Consider the following 18,319-nt stretch of genomic DNA (forward strand, 5'->3'; position numbering starts at 1 on the left):
TTAATAATTACCTATATCTTGAAAGCATTTTACTAAATTTAAGTATAGGTATTACTAAATTATGATATAAAAAAATGTTAATGTAGAATAAAAATATTGAATTAATAAAGTGAGGTTTATATGACTAAGGATTTAACTAAAGGAAATGAAACCAAAGCTTTAATAAGCTTTGCCATTCCCCTTATTATAGGAAATATATTTCAGCAATTATACAATATCGCCGACTCCATAATCGTTGGTAAATATATAGGAGCATCTGCTTTAGCGTCAGTTGGATCTTCTTTTACAATTATAGTATTTTTAACATCTATTATTCTGGGACTTTGTATGGGCGCATCCGTTGTATTTTCTCAATGCTTCGGAGCTAAAGATAATGCTAAATTAAAAAGTAGTATTTTTACTGCCTTTATCTTTATCGGCTTAATAACTATCATAATTAATTTATGTGCTATTTTCTTTACTGACAATATCTTAATTTTTATGAATACCCCACAGAGTTTATTTAATGATGCTAAACAGTATATAATTATAATCTTTTACGGTATAAGCTTTACCTTTATCTATAATTATTTTTGCTGTTTACTTCGTTCTGTTGGAAATTCCTTTATACCTCTTGTATTCTTAATAATAGCAGCCATAATTAATATAGTTCTTGATATTGTTTTTATAACTGTGTTTAATCTTGGTATTGCAGGGGCAGCTTATGCTACCATAATAGCTCAAGGCATCTCTGGAATTTTAACAGCCATATATTGTTTTATCAAACTACCTGAAATTAGATTTAAAAAATGCGACCTTAAAATAGATATAAAGATTTTAAAGTTAGTAGCAAATTATAGCCTTCTAACAAGTATCCAACAATCTATAATGAATTTCGGAATTTTATTAATTCAAGGCCTAGTAAACTCCTTTGGAGTATCAATAATGGCAGCCTTTGCAGCAGCTGTTAAAATAGATTCCTTTGCTTATATGCCTGTTCAAGATTTTGGTAATGCTTTTTCCACCTATATTGCCCAAAATAAAGGTGCCGGTGAAGCTTTAAGAATAAAAAAAGGAGTAAAATCTTCATTCAAGATTATTACCTTATTTTGCATTATAATATCAGCAATTGTAGTAATATTTTCAAAACAATTAATGACTATATTTATATCTCCATCAGAAGTTGAAATTATAGCTTACGGCTCTCAATATCTATGTATAGTAAGTGTATTTTACTTTCTCATTGGATATCTTTTCATGTTCTATGGTTTTTATAGAGGTATAGGTTCCACTAATATATCTATTTTTCTTACTATTATATCCTTAGGACTTCGTGTCGGAATTTCCTATTGGCTAGCTCCTACCTTTGGTATAACTGCAATTTGGTGGTCTATTCCTATAGGTTGGTTCATTGCAGATATAATTGGTATATCCTTTATAAAAAGGTTTATAAGAAATATAAATAAATAATAAAAACCTCTTACAGATTACTCCTTTAAGTATCTATAAGAGGTTTTTATATAATATTTTAAATTTATAAACTAATAGTAGTTTCTTTTTCTATAGATATATTTACTTTATCTGCTGCTTTAAATATTATAAGTCCAAAAGTAAACATTACCACAATTCCTGTTACCCCAGCCTTAGAGCTTCCTGTTATATGGGTTGCTATACTCATAAGCATAGTTCCCATGAAAGCAGCCCCTTTGCCAAATATATCATATAGTCCAAAGTATTCACTAGATTTCTCCTTAGGAATAATTTTTGAGAAATAAGATCTTGATAATGCTTGAATTGCCCCTTGAAATACTGCAACACATACTGCAAGAATCCAGAATTCCCACGCTTTATCTAGCTGTAATGCGAATATGGTTATTGCTATATAACCCATAATTGAAGCTGCTATTAACTTATCACTTTTAAACTTTTTAGATAATCTTCCAAATAAAATAGCACAAGGAAAGGCAACTACTTGAGTTAAAAGTAATGCTAATAGTAAATTACTATCTGTAATTCCAACATCTTTTCCATAGGATGTGGACATGCTTATAATTGTATGAACTCCATCTATATAGAAGAAAAATGCAAGGAGGAATAAAAAAATCTTCTTGTTTTTTCTAATGTTTAAAAGAACCTTACCTAGCCTCTTAAAACTTTCTGCCACTGGCTTATTTCCTTTTTCAACATAATACTTTTGTTTATAGTTCTTTAGTAGGGGCATTGTTATTAGTAACCACCATAGAGCAGTTAATATAAAGGCTGTCCCCGTTGCCATGGCAGTTGTAAGTCCAATTTTATCTGCAAAAAGTACGAGAAGTAAACTTACTGTAAAAGGAATGCAACTTCCGATATACCCCCAAGCATATCCATGAGATGATATCTCATCCATTCTATCATCAGTAGTTATGTCGTTGAGCATGGCATCATAAAAAATAAGGCTTCCTGAAAAACCAACCTTTCCTATGACAAATATAGCTAGGAATACAATCCATGGTACTGGAAGAGCTAAAGCTGCACAACCTAGCACTCCAAACATCATGAATAATGAAAATAGTGGTTTTTTATAACCTTTAGTGTCCGCTACGGTTCCAAGTATAGGTCCAAGTATCGCTACAATAATTGTAGATAAGGATACAGCATAACCCCAGTAAGCTGTTGAATCTGCTGGTGAAATCCCTGATAAACTCGCAACATTTTTAAAGTAAATAGGAATTATAGTAGACACCAACATGGTGAAAGCTGAGTTTCCTACATCATATAGAATCCACTGCTTTTCTAACTTAGTAAATTTACTCATTTTACCCCTCCTATAGAAAATTTCTATTGAAGAATTCCCTCAGGTTGTCATTACTTTTTATAGCACTATAGTACTCTTCAACTCTATGTACTGCCTCATCTATAGCCTCTTCATAAAGCTTTAAAAGCTTTTTATTTATTTCTATACACTTTATATTTGGTTCTACATTAATTATCATACGGCTAAAGCCTTCTCCACCTTTAATTAAGCCTAATAAGCCTTTTATAATCTTTCTTTTCAAATTGTTTTCACATAATAGTAGTTTATTATAAAACCTTACAGACTTAAGGCATTTATATATTTCTTTTCCACTAACATTATCATAAATGCTAGCAATATGTGCTGCTATAACCTTATTAGGAATAATATGAGCTCCTGCACTATGCCTTTGTGGACTTAAATTATTTCTCCTCATTAATGCTCCATCTAACTCTGCTTCTATTTCAGCATGAGATATATTACTTTCCTTCATAGCTTCTGCAATAAAAGGATGACAACTACTATCAAGGACAAAGTGACATACAAATCCTAAAATATAAGAGAGACAAATCTCATCCTTACTTTCTTTAATATACTTTTTCGACCTTTCTAAAAATCCATAGGCCTTTTCATCATGTAATCTATGTCCATACTTAATTATTTCATTCTTAAATAAGGGCTTATAATAAAAAAGTATATCTGGACCATTAAGCCCTATATAATATGCTTCTTTATTTTGGGTTATAATATCTTTTATCCCATGTGGCAGTTTTTCTAAGACAGTATGTCCAAAACTATAGTGAGTATAACTTGCGGGCATATAAATCCACCTTTCAAATTCATTAAATATTCTGACTTCTGTTATAATTATATATTTCTTATGTTTTAAGTGAGTTATATTAAGGTAAAATTCTTGTAAATCCTTATACTATTAATATTCCTAATTTAATTATAAAAGCACCAACTAATTAAAGCTAGTGCTTTTATAATTTATTCCACTATGAACTGCCAATTACCCTCTTGATGAACTAAAATATTATTTACATCTATATATATTTTTCTTAAAAATCTTTCTGTAATACTTAAATCTTCATTATCTAGGTATACCTCACCTTGCTGATTTTCCATATCACCCATGGCACCACCAGTTCTAAAATTTTCTCTTACCATAAATATTGTTCTACTTTCATCATAATTATTACTAAAATCAAAGTGTATAGTATACTCTCCACCTTTATTTGTGATAGAAGCAGCTTTAATACTATCTTGAAGCCCTTTAAGTTTAAGGTCTTCATTTATTTCAGAAGTTTCACCCTTCTTAGGAATTTTTATAGCTAATTTACCTCCTTCTTTTAAAACATAATTTATATCTATATCCTTTATTTTTATATCTAATTTGCCTTTGTACGGATCTAATATTTTAAAAGCTCTCCCAGTTCCATCATTAGCATTTTCTATAGATAATAAAGTACCTTCTTCATCTCTAACTTCAACTTTTCCAATGGCATCTAAACTAATGGTGTAATCTTCACGCTGCTGATAATCTATATTGCTCCATATTTTAAAGTATCTTTCTCCTTCTTCATAATAACTGGTTGCCCCTAAAAGAACTTCTTTATCTATGGCATTTCCACCAATTTCATCATAACTATTTTTAAAATCTACCTTTTTTAAATTAAACTCCCCTATATCTTTATCCTTATAGTGCAACTTAAAATCTGTTATTAAACCCTCACCCTGCTGAAAAGTAAATCCTGCATATCCTCCACTTGCAAAGCTAGTTAATCCTACATTATACATATTTCCATCACTAGTCTTTAATTTTAAGTTGTTTATTATTTCTCTTTGATATCCTATGCCTTCAGCTTCTGCATCTTGGTTAAACCACATCTCAACATATATATTCTCACCATCATTTGCAATACTTTTTACTAATGCAGAACTATCATCAATATTAATTCTTACTGGTTCTTCTAACATATATAGCTCTTTATCTGCTTGCTGTTTTATAATGCCTTGGGAAGGAGTAAATATTAGTTTTTCAGCTATCTGCGCAATGACTTCCTTGCCTAAAGGTGACATGCCTATTAATAGGGCTAATATAGCAACCACTGCAGCCACTTTATACTTCTTCATAGACTTTTGCATTTTCCCGTTTTTCTCCTTCAAGGATTTCTTCAATCTGTGTTTTTCAACTTCATCCATAGGAATTTCTTCAAACTCACTTATATCAAAATCAATCTCATTAAATTTATCATATATATCCTTATTATCCATAACTATACCCCCTCCCTAGCTTCCTTATAGTACTCTCTTCTTATCCTTTCTCTGCCTCTACTAATTCTAGTATTTATATTACTTACAGAAAGCTTTAATGCTTCACTAATGCTTTTACTCTTCTCTCCAAGTAAAAATTTCATTATAAAAATAGTTTTATCTGGTTCCTCCATACTTTCTATAATACTTACTAACCTGCTATTTTCTATATCATCAAGATAATGATCTTCTGCACTTTTACCATCAGTGATGGCTTCATCCATAAGCTGGTTATTTTCTTTTTTACCATACTTTCTGTAGTAATCAATTGCTTTAAATTTTGTGATAGCCCCTATCCAACTTTTAAACTTAGAACTATCCCCAGTAAACTTATACCCATTAACCCAAATTGCCATAAATACATCTGACATACATTCCTCAATTAAACCTTTATCCTCTATAGAACATAAGGTTTTAGATATAATTCCTTTTACTAAGGGCCCATATATATCAATGATATAATCAAGAGCTTTAGGATTTTTTCTTTTTAATTCTGCAATAAAATTGTCTTTATCCACCCTCATTAAATCTCCTCCAAATTTCCTTCTTCACCCTATATATCGAAAGCAATATAGCTTTTCTTACAAAATTATAAAATTAAATATAAAAAGTGTCTTAAAATATACTATACTTTAGTTTTTACTAAAATATAATCCAATATTTTAAGACACTCTTAAATTAAACATTATTTAATTATTTACTTCTCTAATTACTTACTTATCTAATCTACAGAATCTGTTTCCTCTAATGGTTTAAAGAAACTTTTTTCCCTTTTACAAACAGGACATCTCCAGTCTTCTTTTAATTCTGCAAAAGGTACCTCTTCTTGGCTTTCATCATACAAGTAGCCACATACACTACATTTATAAATTTTCATATCAATTCCTCCTCAATATAAAATTATATTAATAAACTCCTTATGTTAGTTAAATTACCAACTCAGGATTATTAATCTCTTACCCTTTGATGTAGCTTTAGTCATCCTATTTAAATTGTAAATCTCCTTAAAGTCCCATGAACAAAACAACTATTTAACTAGTTATATATATTCCTAGTTGTAAAGTTTTATATTTTTATATTTACATAGTTATATACTTGCCTTTTCAAGATTCTATGGCTCTACCTGTATAAAAGTATTTCCCCCAGAGGACTCCAACTTATTAAGTGTACCATTATTATTAATTGACGTCATAGGGTAATATTTATATTTAAATCCATAGGTGTCTTGAACCTCAACTAACACATCTAACATATCTCCATTTTTTAATTTATATTTCTCTTTGATAGTTCCAGTATAATTACTAACTTCACTTGAAGGTTCATTACTTTTTTCTAATTTAATTTCATCTATAACTTCCTCATTTATTCTTATCTTACATGAAGCTTCTTCTACAGAATTTCCTTTTATAGAACTTGGATAAATGACACTTTCAATCCGTCCATCAATTATAACTTCATCACCCTTTGTTTCATATTTCCCTTTAAAAGGTTGAGGCATAATTTGAAGTTGATACTCCATTTGATCTATATATTCATCTTCCCATGTTTCTTTTTTCACTTCTTCTCCATAGTCTAAAGTAAATCCAAATTTAACAGTACTCCTTATGGGAACTGCTATCTTTGCACTATAGTTTAAAGCTTTATCTAATTTACCTTCAACACTCTTACTATCTCCATCGCTACAGTCATAGTTAAAATAAAACTTTAATCCTTCTTTATATACCTTAGGAGTTCCTTTAAGCTTAATACTAATGGTTTTGTTTTCTGCATCTAGCCCTTCTACTGAGTAACTAAAGTCACTTAAAATACTCCCTTGCTTTTTTAGGGTTTCTTCTACGGTGGTATTAATGCTACTTAAGGATGTCCTCATATCATTATACTGATTATAAATATCACCTCGTAAGCTGTCTAGGTCTTGTCTAAGAGAATTAACTTTTAACAAACCCCACAGATTAAGCAATATCAAAACTATAAACCCTATAATAACTCTTCTTTTTACTTTTTTATTTTTCTCTAATAACTTATTATCTTCCACTTCAATCCCCTTTCATAACTATATTCTTATCCATCTATCTTCTAATGCTTTATTAACCATATCTTCATCACATAAATATTCTCTTAATATATCTCTTATGTATCTATCATCATATTGATGATTAGAATTATTCTTTAAATCTTTATATCCAGAACCTCTATGAAGATAATCAGAGCTACTTACCCTATAAACTTTATCTTCCTTAAGAGGTTGTCCATTTATAATAACTTCTAGTACTTCTCTTTCCCTATATTTAATCTGTACATTTCTAGAAAAATGAAGTCTTCCTACATATTTTCCTCTAAAGCCCGGCCCCCTACCATCAGCTAAAACTATATCTCCATCTAAACTTTCCTTAATAGCTTCTAATATAGATTTTCCTTCAATTTCAAAGTATGTAGGATTTAATGGAGATGGCTCTATTTGTAATAGCTTAAGATTAGTTACTGCACCTTTTTTTATTCCTCCATTTAATACTCCACTATTTATGAAAGCAAAATCACAATTATAAACTTTAGATAGTCCATCTGCTAATAAGTTAGTAATAGGATTTTCTTCTATTACATCATGCCATAAATTTTCTTTAACTTCATATAGTGGTATAGAAAGATTATTTAAAGCTATCTCTTTATTCTTCTTTAATACTTTAATTATACCTTTATCCATATCTAAGCCTTCTATATTTATATTTTCGCCTTTTACTAAACTTACTTTATTATCTTTTATAGATAGTTTCAATACTCCCAAGTGTTCTCCAAACTGTCCTGAGGTATGGATTATGGTATTATTTATGATCTTAGGTTCATCCATAAGAATATGAAAATGTCCTCCTATTATTACATCTACCTCTGAAATTTTTGTTGCAATCTCTTCATCCTTATCCATACCTAAATGGGATAGAACTATACATATATCATATTTACCCTTATTATTATTTATCTCCTTATTTATTCCCTGAAGATAATCTAAAATATCTAATCCACAACTTGTACTAAACTCATTTAAATTTGGAGAAGCACCTATAATTAATATCCTTAATCCTGCTTTATTAATTATTATACTTTTGCTTAGCCCTTCTATTTCCCCACCATTGAGTTTTCTTATATGACAACTCAAAAAAGGTATCCTTCCATCAGAGGTTAATCCTTCTAAAGTATGAATTCCATCAAAGGTCTCATTATTTCCAATGGAAATAGCATCATATTCAGCTTCCTGAAGTAAATCTATTGCAACCTTCCCCTTAGTTCCATTAACTTCTACTCTTTTAAAATCTGCTAGATCTCCTGCATCTAATACAATTGTATCATCATTTTTTAACTCATTAATTTTTGTAGTTATTCTTGCTAAATTTTCAAAATTGCTATGTATATCGTTAGTATGTAATATTTGTAATTCCATAATACATCTCCTTTGTATATGTTAATAAATCGTTATAAAATTTACATAAAAATATTTTTAGCTAAATCAACGAACATTATATATATCCATATATATAAATATTTTACAACATACCATGGAATATTTATATAAAAACCTCGTTGAAATTGAAATTTATTTTCACAAATATTACATATATAACATAACATACTATTAGGTAGAAATTAATTCAAGGAGAAAACAAATGAGCAATTATAGTAATTACTCACATAGAAAAATGGAATACGCTTGTGCTTTTGTATTACCTCAAGCATATGAAAATTTATTTTTAGTTAAAGATGCTCTATCAAAGGGCACAATATTTAAGGATTTATATAAACCTTACAACGAGAAGAAAAACTCAAGATGGGAATAGAGGGGTGAGATATTATGTATGATCAAGAATTATTAAATAATATAAGAAAACTTCAATTTTATTGCATAGATTTAAATCTATATCTAGATAACTTCCCTGATAACGAGGAAGCTACTAAGGATCTACAAGCCGTATCTCATAAGCTCGGAATATTAGTACGTCAATATGAAGAAAAATATGGCCTACTTACTAATTTCGGCTCAGCCTCTGTTGAAAGTCCAATGTGTTGGACTTCATTACCATGGCCTTGGGAAAATTATTAACACAGGAGGATTATAATATGTGGTATTATACAAAAATGTTAGAATATCCAATAAATCTTAAATCTAAAGATCTTAGAATGGCAAAATTTCTAGTAGCTCAATATGGTGGCCCAGATGGAGAATTAAGTGCAGCACTTAGATATTTGAATCAACGTTACACTATGCCTACTGGAAAATCTAAAGCACTACTTACTGATATAGGTACAGAGGAGATGGCTCACGTTGAAATGATAGCTACTATGATTTATCAACTTATGAGCAATGCTACTCTAGAAGAGCTTGAAGAAGTAGGACTTGGTGGTCACTATACTAATCATGGAAGAGCTTTATTCTACACAGACCCTAATGGAGTACCTTGGACAGCAGCTTATATACAAGCTAAAGATGATGTAGTTGCAGATCTTCATGAAGATTTAGCTGCAGAAGAAAAAGCAAGAGCAACCTATGAGTGGTTAATAAATCAAAGTGATGATTATCAAATTAAAGAAATTTTGAAATTCTTAAGGGAAAGAGAAGTTGTTCACTTCCAAAGATTTGGTGAAGCTCTAGATGACGTACAAGACTGTTTTAAAAGAAAACCATTACTAGATCCATTGAATAGATAAATTAAAAATTTATATTCTAAGTGAATATACTTATATAAATAAGGGGCTTGCAAAACAAACTAATTTTATATATTTTGCTAAGATCCCTTATTTTAGTTTTACTAGATAACATTGTTATGATTACTATAAAATTCCATATAATATAATAATCAATAAAAAAGGAGATTAATCATGGATAAGAGTCAAATTAAATCCTTAATTAAATGTGTTGTTTGGGGAATAGTCTGGTCTATTATCTTAGTGTTAATTGGATTAGGTATTGTTCATTTTACTGCCCATAACTTAAAGGATGTTTTATTTATTGAAGGTATAATATTAGTTATTCTAGGAATTTCTTCTTTCCTAGGAGGAAATCCAACGGGATTATCTCTTCAAGGACTTTGTCAAGCCAATGCTCAGTATATAGCAAATGCCAATCTTGAAGTAACCAAAATGGAAAAAGAAAAAACTAGTACTATTAAAAAGAATTTTAAGGCTAGCATAAATACTATTTCACTAGTTATGGGTGGTGTAATATGTATAATAATCAACTTTATTATTTAGATTTTAAAAATATTATAGGGGATATCAATAAATAAACTTCTAATCTTTCACTATGTTGAGCTTGTACTTATATTAGATGACAAGCTCGACATTAATTTAAGATTTAGCTTATTTTGAGATATCCCCTTTCTTAAATCAGAAGTTTTAACTATATTATAGTTGTATCTCCATTACTACTTCTCCCCACATTATCTTTCCAGTTTTTCTGAAATCTACAGACTCATATAATTTTTCAGCGACACTATTTTCTGGTTCAAAGCTTGTATAAACTTTTATATTTCCATGTTCTTCTTTTAATAGTTCTAATAGTTTTAATATAGCAGCCCTACCATAACCCTTACCTTGATATTTCTTATCCATCATAAGTCTACACATCCACCAGCTATTATCATCACTATCAAAGCTGTACATTAAAAATCCTACCATGGTTTCCCCATCGTAGATTGCCATCGGATAGTTTCCTTCTTCAAATTTAGACTCCAATATAGAATATGAATTTGATGCTACGAAACACTTCTGGTTTTCTTCTACAGAGAGCTCAATACATTCTCTCCAATTGTCATTGTCTATTGCTTTAAAAATAATCTCCATAAATATTTTCCCCCTAATATTATATTTCTTTCTTATAAAAAACCTCATCCTCAGCTTCAAATCCAGTTATAAACTGTTTAAAGCCAAAACTAGAGTATAGATTTTTTGTTACTATATTCTCTGGATGAAAGCTTAAATATATGGTTTTATATTTAGACTTTTTCTTGATATCTTCTAATACTAATGCTAATGCTTTTCTCCCATAACCCTTTCCTTGATATTTTTCATCTACCATAAATCTTCTTAATTCGGCCATTTCATCCTCATCTTCTTCTCCATGCATAGCAAATCCAATAATTTTATCATCCTTATAGATTCCTAACAGTGTATAATTAGGATAAAATCTGGATTCTGCAATAGACTCTAAATTAGAATGAGGCAAGTATGTCTCTTGCTCCTTTGATATTTTTAACTTAGCACATTCTTCCCAATTTTCTAGATTTATATCTTTAATGCTAATATTCATTTATTCACCTACCTAGAACTATTTAATTTTGAAAACACAACTCTATACTCATATTTATCAGTTGCTTTGTTATAAACTTATTCTCTACTTATCCCTTCTCTTATATGTCTTCAATTTTGTCTCCTATTAATTCTATAAGTTCTGTTCCCAGAGTTTCTCCCCAACTTAGATAATCATGCCCTGATGGAAAGTTTTCATAACTTACTTCATATCCTTTTTTATTAGCACATCTCTAATATTATTTATTACATCCATCATTATAGGTTCAGTATCATAAGGAGCATCTTCTAACACTCCAGCATTTAAATAAAATTTTATTGGTAACCTTTCGCTCTCTTTAAATTTATTTGTAAGCCACTGCTCATCATACCAATAAGAGCCTGACTGAGATAATACATTTCCAAAAATACTTGGATTTTTATAAGCCATATAAGTAGCGGCTAAACCTCCAAGACTCACCCCTCCAATAATAGTATCCTTTGGACTCTTGCTTACATTGTAATTTTCATATATCCATGGTATTAATTCCTTAGCTATAAAATCAGAATATTTATCACTACAAGTTAATTCTTCATACCTGTTCTTTGTACTTTCAATTAGTACACAAATTACATTAGAAATCTTTTTATCATTTATTAAATTATCTAAAACTGTAGCAGCCGAAATACTTAAATATTCAAAACCATCACTAAGAATTAACAGTTTACATGGCTCTTTAATTTCTTTATACCCATAAGGTACATATGTCCATATTCTCCGGCCACCTCCTAGGATATCACTATTAAGTCTATATAATTTTACTTCACCCTTCCTTGTATATTCCCTAAATTCTGTCCATAGCTCTGTCTTAACCTTAGGCATCATTACTAAAGACGATATTAACTCTTCTGATTCTGAACTTTCTTCATCCTTTGGAAACACAAATTGATTTGGATTTAATATATCTATAACAGAATTCTTCTTTATCTTTTTATAATCATCATTAAATTCATAATTGAGTGAAAAATTGTATTTAAACTTTACACCATTTCTTACCTTGTATGTTCTAAACCAAACATCAGTGTTTTCTATATTCTCCATAATATTTTCATTATATCGAAACCCTGGAACTCCCCCATAAATCATCACATTATTAATATCTTTTCCTCTATATAAAAAAGTTACTAATGCATTATTATCATCCCCTTTAATATTCTCTATCAAGGGAGTACCTTGTTCTTCTACGTATTTCCAAAACTCCTCTATAACATTAAATCTTTCAGTTTCTATATTCTCAATTAATTTTTTATTCTGCTACTTAATGTATCTTCCATACTATCATCCCCATTCATAAATACACCTTCATTATTACACAGCTAACTATTTTTAAGGCTACTTATTACTGAATCAAATATCTATAATAATCTAATTGTGTTTTAATCTTAAATCCATTATTAATATAAAGGTTATATGCTGTATGATTTTTGCTATCCACCTCAAGATATATATCTTTAATATCCAAGGTCAACGCCTTCTCTATTCCCTTACTTAATATCTCTTTTCCATAGCCAAGTCCTCGATACTTAGTTGAAATTCCTAATCCACAAATAAACGCATTGCCACCTTCTAAGCTAATACTACATATACCAACAATTTCATCATCTACTTTAGCCATATAGGATATCCTATCTTTAGATTCTATTGCTCTATTAACAATTGCATTTCCTTCTTCCAAAGTTTTATTAAAAATGTCTATGTGTAGCTTTGCTATTTCATCTACATCTTGATTAATTATTTGATATAATTTTAGCTTGTTCTGTGCTTTAGTAAATTTATCCTTTTTATAGACTAAGAGATACTCAGAAAAATCATATTTAACATTAAATTTCCTTAAAGTTAACCTACCATCATTGCTTGAAGGCTCATGCACAAAAAGTATTTCTCTAACATCATACTTTCTTAGCTCATTAATAGCACTTTCTAAAAGTATTTTAAAGAAACCTTTCTTTCTCTTCTCTGGCAATGTATATGTAGAAATCTCTGCCTGCTGTGATGTTGGTATAAACATAGCTAGAAAGCTTACAAGTATTTCTTCTTCATATAATAGGAAAAAACAATTTATTTCCTTATTAAAGTTAATTTCGTTTGATAGAAATGCACCTCCTTTAGTTTTATCGTAGTTTTTGCAAGCCTCTTCTAAGTTTTCAATATCTTCAATCTGCTTCTTATCTAGTTCTCTTAACTCTAAAATTTGCATTAATTCTAACCCCCTACATAAAAATGGCCATATCCTTCACCGCAGATGATAGGATATGGCTAACTAGCACATATTTGCTTTAAACATAGTCTTAAACTTAAATATTACTTTTAAGTTCACTATGCTATTTAAAATATTTAGATATAAAAAGCCCTAGGAATACCCCTAGGGCTTAATTACAAATTAATACTTTAAATTCAACTTTAAAAACCTATAATTTCAGGTAGGGCGTTATTATATATTCTATTTAATTTTATATTATTTTTATAAAAATCTCTGTTCATAAACAACGTATTCCCACCTTTCTCATTACTTATATTTACATTATAAGTTTTATTTGTATCACTTGTAAATATATTTATTCTCAATCCCAAATAAACCATGCTGCTTCTAATTTATTCCCCTCAAAATCTTTGAAATAGATTAATTCCCTCCCTTGTTATCTTTAAATTCCACTCTTAAAAGTCTGGTCTTACTTACGAATCCGCTACTTTCTAAAGTTTTTTTAGAATTTGTATTATAGTACCAACATCCGCAAATTGGAATTTCTCCTTGCTTATAGCAAAGTTTCTTTAGCTCTGCTATAATAGTTCTTCCAATACCCTTTTGTCTATATTCTTCTCTAGTAAACATACCTATACTAGTATATCCTTTTAGTACTTCTCCTTTTTCTTGTATACCAAAACCTAACACGTTAGTACCCTCTTCAAAAATATATAATTCTCCATCTTTAACCTGTTTGTATACGTCTTCAAAGAAGTCACCACTGAATTCCTTTATCACATCAATATCTTTATCCTCTGCTTTTCTTAGATTACCATTGTTATAATACCTTATTTTCTCTGGGTTACCTTTATGATCCTGGAAAAAATAAGCTTGATTTTTTACTTCTTTATTTTCTATATCACATATACAACTTAAATATAACTCGTCTCCTGTAAATACATAGGCTGATTTTGGATTAAACTTTTTTAATATAGCATTAAAATACTTTTGAGCGTATTTTATATATTTACATTTGATATAAAACAGTGTTAATAATTCATCATCATATATAGCAAAATATCCTATATACTTTGAATTCATAACTATTCTATAAAACTTAGATTTAATTATATGGTCCTCTAAATATGAATCGAAGGGTGAAGACAGGGTTTTTATATAATCTTTTAAAAACTTACTTATATCATCACAATTAGTTAATTCGAAGCTTATACTTGTTTTCATATGTTTCCTATAATCTCCAATAAATTAAACCCCTGTACCCTTATTAAAATACCTTCTTTTATGCTACAGCTTATATGTCGCATAAATAATCTTTCTTTAATAATTTTACTCATTTTTACCTAGTAAGTACCTGTTAATAGTACCACTAAATTCCCCCCTTTTTATTTTATTTACCCCAGTTATTTTCTTTACTTAGTAGCTTGTCTTTCTTTTATTGCAATAATAGTTCCCCCCTAGTAATTTTTTAGGTTACTAATTTACTATCTAATTTTAAACTTAGTTACCCCTATTATTAGCAGTACACATTTCACAGTCTATAGCTAAAACTATAGCTAAGCATAATATTTCATCAACCTGATCAGATATATTTAGTACATAGCTATCTCCCCAAGTAAACCATTCCTTGCTCACCGTCATAACAGCATATTCACCTTGATATAATGTATAATCATGGGCCCAAAAATCACCTGTTAACCTTAAGTCAGTTCCATCTAGATAATAATTTTGATTAATAAAAGTAAATTTTTTTATCAAATCTCCAATTACCATGCCATTTATGATAATTTCAAACTTAGGCATAAAGGTAAAGAGTTTCTGCCTTATATAGCCCACTTCCTTATGACTTATATCATAAATATGAAGTTTATGCCCCATGGAAAACATTTCACCTTCAACGAAATATTTATCTTCCTCTTTTTCATCTTTAACTATAAATCTATCAGTAAATGAAAATACTTTTTGCTTAATATATAATTTCATAGCTTCCTCCGTCATATATACTCATTATTAATATTATCTCATAAATTTTAGAACATTAATACAAATTTATGTAATTATACACCCAATTATTTTAATATGTTATTACTAATAAAATTATTCAGATTATATTTATAGATAAATGTTCAATAATATTTAATAATTTCTATAATATTTTAAAAATAATTCGATTAATATGAAAATATTTTATTTTAAATGTAAAAAGAATGTTTCCCATGATATAATAATATCGTAATTTAATATAGGAGGGAAATTTATGTCTGAAAAAAAGGATAAACAAATTCTTTGGTACACCTTAGCTTTTATGGCATTTTCAACAGTATGGGGTTTTGGTAATGTTATTAACGGCTTCTCTGAGTACAATGGACTTAAAGCAATTGTATCTTGGGTATTAATTTTTACTATTTATTTTGTACCTTATGCACTAATGGTAGGTGAATTAGGATCTGCATTTAAAAACTCTGGTGGTGGAGTTAGTTCTTGGATTCATGAAACCATAGGACCAAGAATTGCATACTATGCTGGATGGACATACTGGGTAGTTCATATGCCTTATATTTCACAAAAACCATCTGGTTTTATGATTTCAGCTAGCTGGGCAATTTTCCAAGATAAGCGAATCAGTAGTATGAATACAACTCTATTACAATTATCTTGCTTAGTAGTATTTTTAATTGCATTATATATTGCATCAAAGGGATTAAATCCATTAAAAAAGATAGCTACCTTTGCAGGAACATCTATGTTCGTAATGTCTATTCTATTTATCATCTTAATGTTAGCAGCTCCAGCAATTACAGATGCTAATCTAAATGCTATAGATTGGTCATTTAAAACTTTTATGCCTACATTTGATGTTAAATTCTTTACCAGCTTATCAATCTTAGTCTTTGCTGTTGGTGGATGTGAGAAAATATCACCTTATGTTAACCAAGTTAAAGACCCTGAAACTGGTTTTTCAAAAGGTATGATTGCATTAGCAATTATGGTTGCAGTATGTGCAATTTTAGGAACTATATCATTAGGTATGATGTTTGATTCAAATAATGTTCCTAAAGACTTAATGACTAATGGAGCATATTATGCTTTCCAGAAGTTAGGTGAATACTATCACATAGGAAATACTTTCGTAATTATTTATGCTATTACAAATCTTATTGGACAATTTGCAGTACTTATAATATCAATTGATGCACCTTTACGTATGTTACTTAATAGTGCTGATAGAGAGTTCATACCTGAAAAATTGTTTGTACAAAACAAATATGGTGCTTATACAAACGGACATAAACTTATATTAGTTATTGTTTCAATTTTAATAATTCTACCTGCTTTTGGTATAGGAAGTGTAGATGAATTAGTAAAATGGTTAGTAAAACTAAATGCTATATGTATGCCTCTACGTTATTTATGGGTATTTGTTGCATATATAGCTTTAAAGAAGGCAGGAGAAAAATTCAATCCTGAATACAAATTTGTGAAAAATAAAACACTAGGTATTATTATCGGAGCATGGTGTTTTGCATTTACCGCTTTCGCATGTATTGGTGGTATATACTCTACAGATCCATTCCAATTAGTACTTAATATTGCCACACCATTCTTCTTAATAGGTTTAGGATTAATTCTTCCTTATATTGCGAAGAAAACTAATCATTAATTTTATAGTTATATAGTACAAGCATATAAAAATAAAGGACTGAATAAAGATATTTTATCTTCATTCAGTCCTTTATTTTTATCTCTATTTTATGCCTTTAGCTTTTAATTTTTCAAGCATATCTGCTGTCATCTTAGCTAAGTCATATTCAGCTTTAAAGCCCCACTCTTCTTTAGCAGCAGATGGGTCTATTGAATCTGGCCAAGTGTTTGCAATTCCTTGTCTTACTGGGTCTACATCATAAGACATTTCAAATTCTGGAATATGCTTTCTAATTTCTGCAGCTATTTGCTCTGGTTCAAAGCTCATTGCAGTTATATTAAATGCATTTCTGTGCTTTAATTCACTTGGATCAGCTTCCATTAAAGTGATTATTGCATTTATAGCATCTGGCATATACATCATATCCATGTAAGTTCCTTTACCTATGAAAGAAGTATACTTACCAGTTTTTAATGCTTCATAATAAATATCAACTGCATAATCTGTAGTTCCACCGCCTGGTAATGCTACATAAGAAATAAGCCCTGGGAATCTTACTCCTCTTGTATCTACACCATACTTAGAGTGGTAGTAATCACATAATAACTCTCCAGAAACCTTAGTTACACCATACATAGTGTTTGGTCTTTGAATAGTATCTTGTGGAGTATTTACCTTAGGTGTAGATGGTCCAAATGCACCTATTGAACTTGGAGTAAAGAATTTACAATTTAATTCTCTAGCAACTTCTAAAGCGTTTACAAGACCACCCATGTTAATAGTCCATGCAAGTTGTGGTTTTGCTTCTGCAACTGCTGATAAAAGTGCTGCAAGATGAATAATAGTATCTACTTCATGTTTTTTAGCTATTGATAAGAATTCGTCATAATTTGTTACGTCTAAAGTTTCAAAAATTCCACCTTCAACGATTGGATTTCCTTCTGGTTTTCTTACATCTGTAGCTACTACATTATCTACTCCGTAAACTTCTCTTAATTTCGTTACTAATTCCGTACCAATTTGACCTAAGCATCCGCTAACTAATATTCTTTTCATATTGATTCTCCCTAT

Annotated in this window: 20 protein-coding genes; 6 read left to right on the forward strand and 14 right to left on the reverse strand. The window is 29.6% G+C overall.

All coding sequences use genetic code 11. The features are described 5' to 3' along the window. The first annotated feature begins 120 nt into the window (after window positions 1–120). Complete coding sequence (locus B2P65_RS05480) at window positions 121–1,449, forward strand: MATE family efflux transporter (protein WP_346879740.1); 1,329 nt, start codon at window positions 121–123, stop codon at window positions 1,447–1,449. A gap of 64 nt (window positions 1,450–1,513) precedes the next feature. Here the strand turns inward: B2P65_RS05480 and B2P65_RS05485 are convergent, their stop codons facing one another. The 7 genes from B2P65_RS05485 to B2P65_RS05515 form a co-directional block, all read right to left on the reverse strand. Continuing rightward, window positions 1,514–2,776 carry an MFS transporter gene (locus B2P65_RS05485; protein ID WP_346879741.1) on the reverse strand — a complete coding sequence of 421 codons (1,263 nt, stop codon included), beginning with the start codon at window positions 2,774–2,776 and terminating at the stop codon, window positions 1,514–1,516. A gap of 10 nt (window positions 2,777–2,786) precedes the next feature. After that, entirely contained in the window at window positions 2,787–3,575 is a 789-nt protein-coding gene (locus tag B2P65_RS05490; RefSeq protein WP_346879742.1) for a zinc dependent phospholipase C family protein, read from the reverse strand. Between the two features lie 170 nt (window positions 3,576–3,745). Beyond that, window positions 3,746–5,032, reverse strand: coding sequence for a hypothetical protein (locus B2P65_RS05495; protein WP_346879743.1), 1,287 nt, complete (start codon window positions 5,030–5,032; stop codon window positions 3,746–3,748). A 2-nt stretch (window positions 5,033–5,034) separates the two neighbouring features. Next, window positions 5,035–5,595 (reverse strand): sigma-70 family RNA polymerase sigma factor, encoded by a 561-nt coding sequence (locus B2P65_RS05500; RefSeq protein WP_346879744.1) that lies wholly within the window; start codon window positions 5,593–5,595, stop codon window positions 5,035–5,037. A 197-nt stretch (window positions 5,596–5,792) separates the two neighbouring features. After that, window positions 5,793–5,948: a rubredoxin gene (locus B2P65_RS05505; RefSeq protein ID WP_346879745.1), complete on the reverse strand. Its 156-nt coding sequence runs from the start codon at window positions 5,946–5,948 to the stop codon at window positions 5,793–5,795. 234 nt (window positions 5,949–6,182) lie between these two features. Next, window positions 6,183–7,106 carry a hypothetical protein gene (locus tag B2P65_RS05510; protein ID WP_346879746.1) on the reverse strand — a complete coding sequence of 308 codons (924 nt, stop codon included), beginning with the start codon at window positions 7,104–7,106 and terminating at the stop codon, window positions 6,183–6,185. Window positions 7,107–7,124: 18 nt separating this feature from the next. After that, complete coding sequence (locus B2P65_RS05515) at window positions 7,125–8,504, reverse strand: bifunctional metallophosphatase/5'-nucleotidase (RefSeq protein ID WP_346879747.1); 1,380 nt, start codon at window positions 8,502–8,504, stop codon at window positions 7,125–7,127. Between the two features lie 223 nt (window positions 8,505–8,727). On the opposite strand from B2P65_RS05515, the gene B2P65_RS05520 reads away from it, so the two are divergent. The 4 genes from B2P65_RS05520 (at window position 8,728) to B2P65_RS05535 (ending at window position 10,309) form a co-directional block, all read left to right on the forward strand. Then, window positions 8,728–8,898, forward strand: a complete 171-nt coding sequence (locus B2P65_RS05520) for a spore coat associated protein CotJA (protein WP_150844121.1) — start codon at window positions 8,728–8,730, stop codon at window positions 8,896–8,898. A gap of 14 nt (window positions 8,899–8,912) precedes the next feature. After that, window positions 8,913–9,161, forward strand: coding sequence for a spore coat protein CotJB (locus B2P65_RS05525; protein ID WP_346879748.1), 249 nt, complete (start codon window positions 8,913–8,915; stop codon window positions 9,159–9,161). Between the two features lie 17 nt (window positions 9,162–9,178). Next, window positions 9,179–9,766 carry a manganese catalase family protein gene (locus tag B2P65_RS05530; protein ID WP_346847068.1) on the forward strand — a complete coding sequence of 196 codons (588 nt, stop codon included), beginning with the start codon at window positions 9,179–9,181 and terminating at the stop codon, window positions 9,764–9,766. 171 nt (window positions 9,767–9,937) lie between these two features. Beyond that, a complete protein-coding gene (locus tag B2P65_RS05535) occupies window positions 9,938–10,309 on the forward strand; it encodes a hypothetical protein (protein WP_346879749.1) in 372 nt (123 codons plus the stop codon). Between the two features lie 153 nt (window positions 10,310–10,462). On the opposite strand, the gene B2P65_RS05540 is transcribed toward B2P65_RS05535, so the two are convergent. The 6 genes from B2P65_RS05540 to B2P65_RS05565 all read right to left on the reverse strand — a co-directional run bounded on the left by B2P65_RS05540 (window position 10,463) and on the right by B2P65_RS05565 (window position 15,603). Beyond that, window positions 10,463–10,900: a GNAT family N-acetyltransferase gene (locus tag B2P65_RS05540; RefSeq protein WP_346877617.1), complete on the reverse strand. Its 438-nt coding sequence runs from the start codon at window positions 10,898–10,900 to the stop codon at window positions 10,463–10,465. Between the two features lie 19 nt (window positions 10,901–10,919). Next, on the reverse strand, window positions 10,920–11,366 hold the full coding sequence (locus B2P65_RS05545; protein ID WP_346879750.1) for a GNAT family N-acetyltransferase: 447 nt from the start codon (window positions 11,364–11,366) through the stop codon (window positions 10,920–10,922). Window positions 11,367–11,567: 201 nt separating this feature from the next. After that, window positions 11,568–12,569: an alpha/beta hydrolase-fold protein gene (locus B2P65_RS05550; protein WP_346879751.1), complete on the reverse strand. Its 1,002-nt coding sequence runs from the start codon at window positions 12,567–12,569 to the stop codon at window positions 11,568–11,570. A gap of 175 nt (window positions 12,570–12,744) precedes the next feature. Further along, the gene (locus B2P65_RS05555) at window positions 12,745–13,602 is read right to left on the reverse strand and encodes a GNAT family N-acetyltransferase (RefSeq protein ID WP_346879752.1); all 858 of its coding nucleotides are present in this window, start codon (window positions 13,600–13,602) and stop codon (window positions 12,745–12,747) included. A gap of 423 nt (window positions 13,603–14,025) precedes the next feature. After that, entirely contained in the window at window positions 14,026–14,829 is an 804-nt protein-coding gene (locus B2P65_RS05560) for a GNAT family N-acetyltransferase (protein WP_346877615.1), read from the reverse strand. Window positions 14,830–15,105: 276 nt separating this feature from the next. Continuing rightward, window positions 15,106–15,603, reverse strand: a complete 498-nt coding sequence (locus tag B2P65_RS05565) for an LURP-one-related/scramblase family protein (protein ID WP_346847062.1) — start codon at window positions 15,601–15,603, stop codon at window positions 15,106–15,108. A gap of 259 nt (window positions 15,604–15,862) precedes the next feature. Here B2P65_RS05565 and B2P65_RS05570 point away from each other — a divergent pair, with 259 nt between their 5' ends. Next, window positions 15,863–17,266 carry an APC family permease gene (locus B2P65_RS05570; protein WP_346847061.1) on the forward strand — a complete coding sequence of 468 codons (1,404 nt, stop codon included), beginning with the start codon at window positions 15,863–15,865 and terminating at the stop codon, window positions 17,264–17,266. 84 nt (window positions 17,267–17,350) lie between these two features. Here B2P65_RS05570 and B2P65_RS05575 read toward each other — a convergent pair whose 3' ends face one another. Then, entirely contained in the window at window positions 17,351–18,304 is a 954-nt protein-coding gene (locus tag B2P65_RS05575; protein WP_346847060.1) for an L-threonine 3-dehydrogenase, read from the reverse strand. Between the last annotated feature and the right edge of the window lie 15 nt (window positions 18,305–18,319).

This window comes from Clostridium sp. UBA3061 (genome assembly GCF_002367465.1).
GTDB lineage: Bacteria > Bacillota > Clostridia > Clostridiales > Clostridiaceae > Clostridium_J > Clostridium_J sulfidigenes.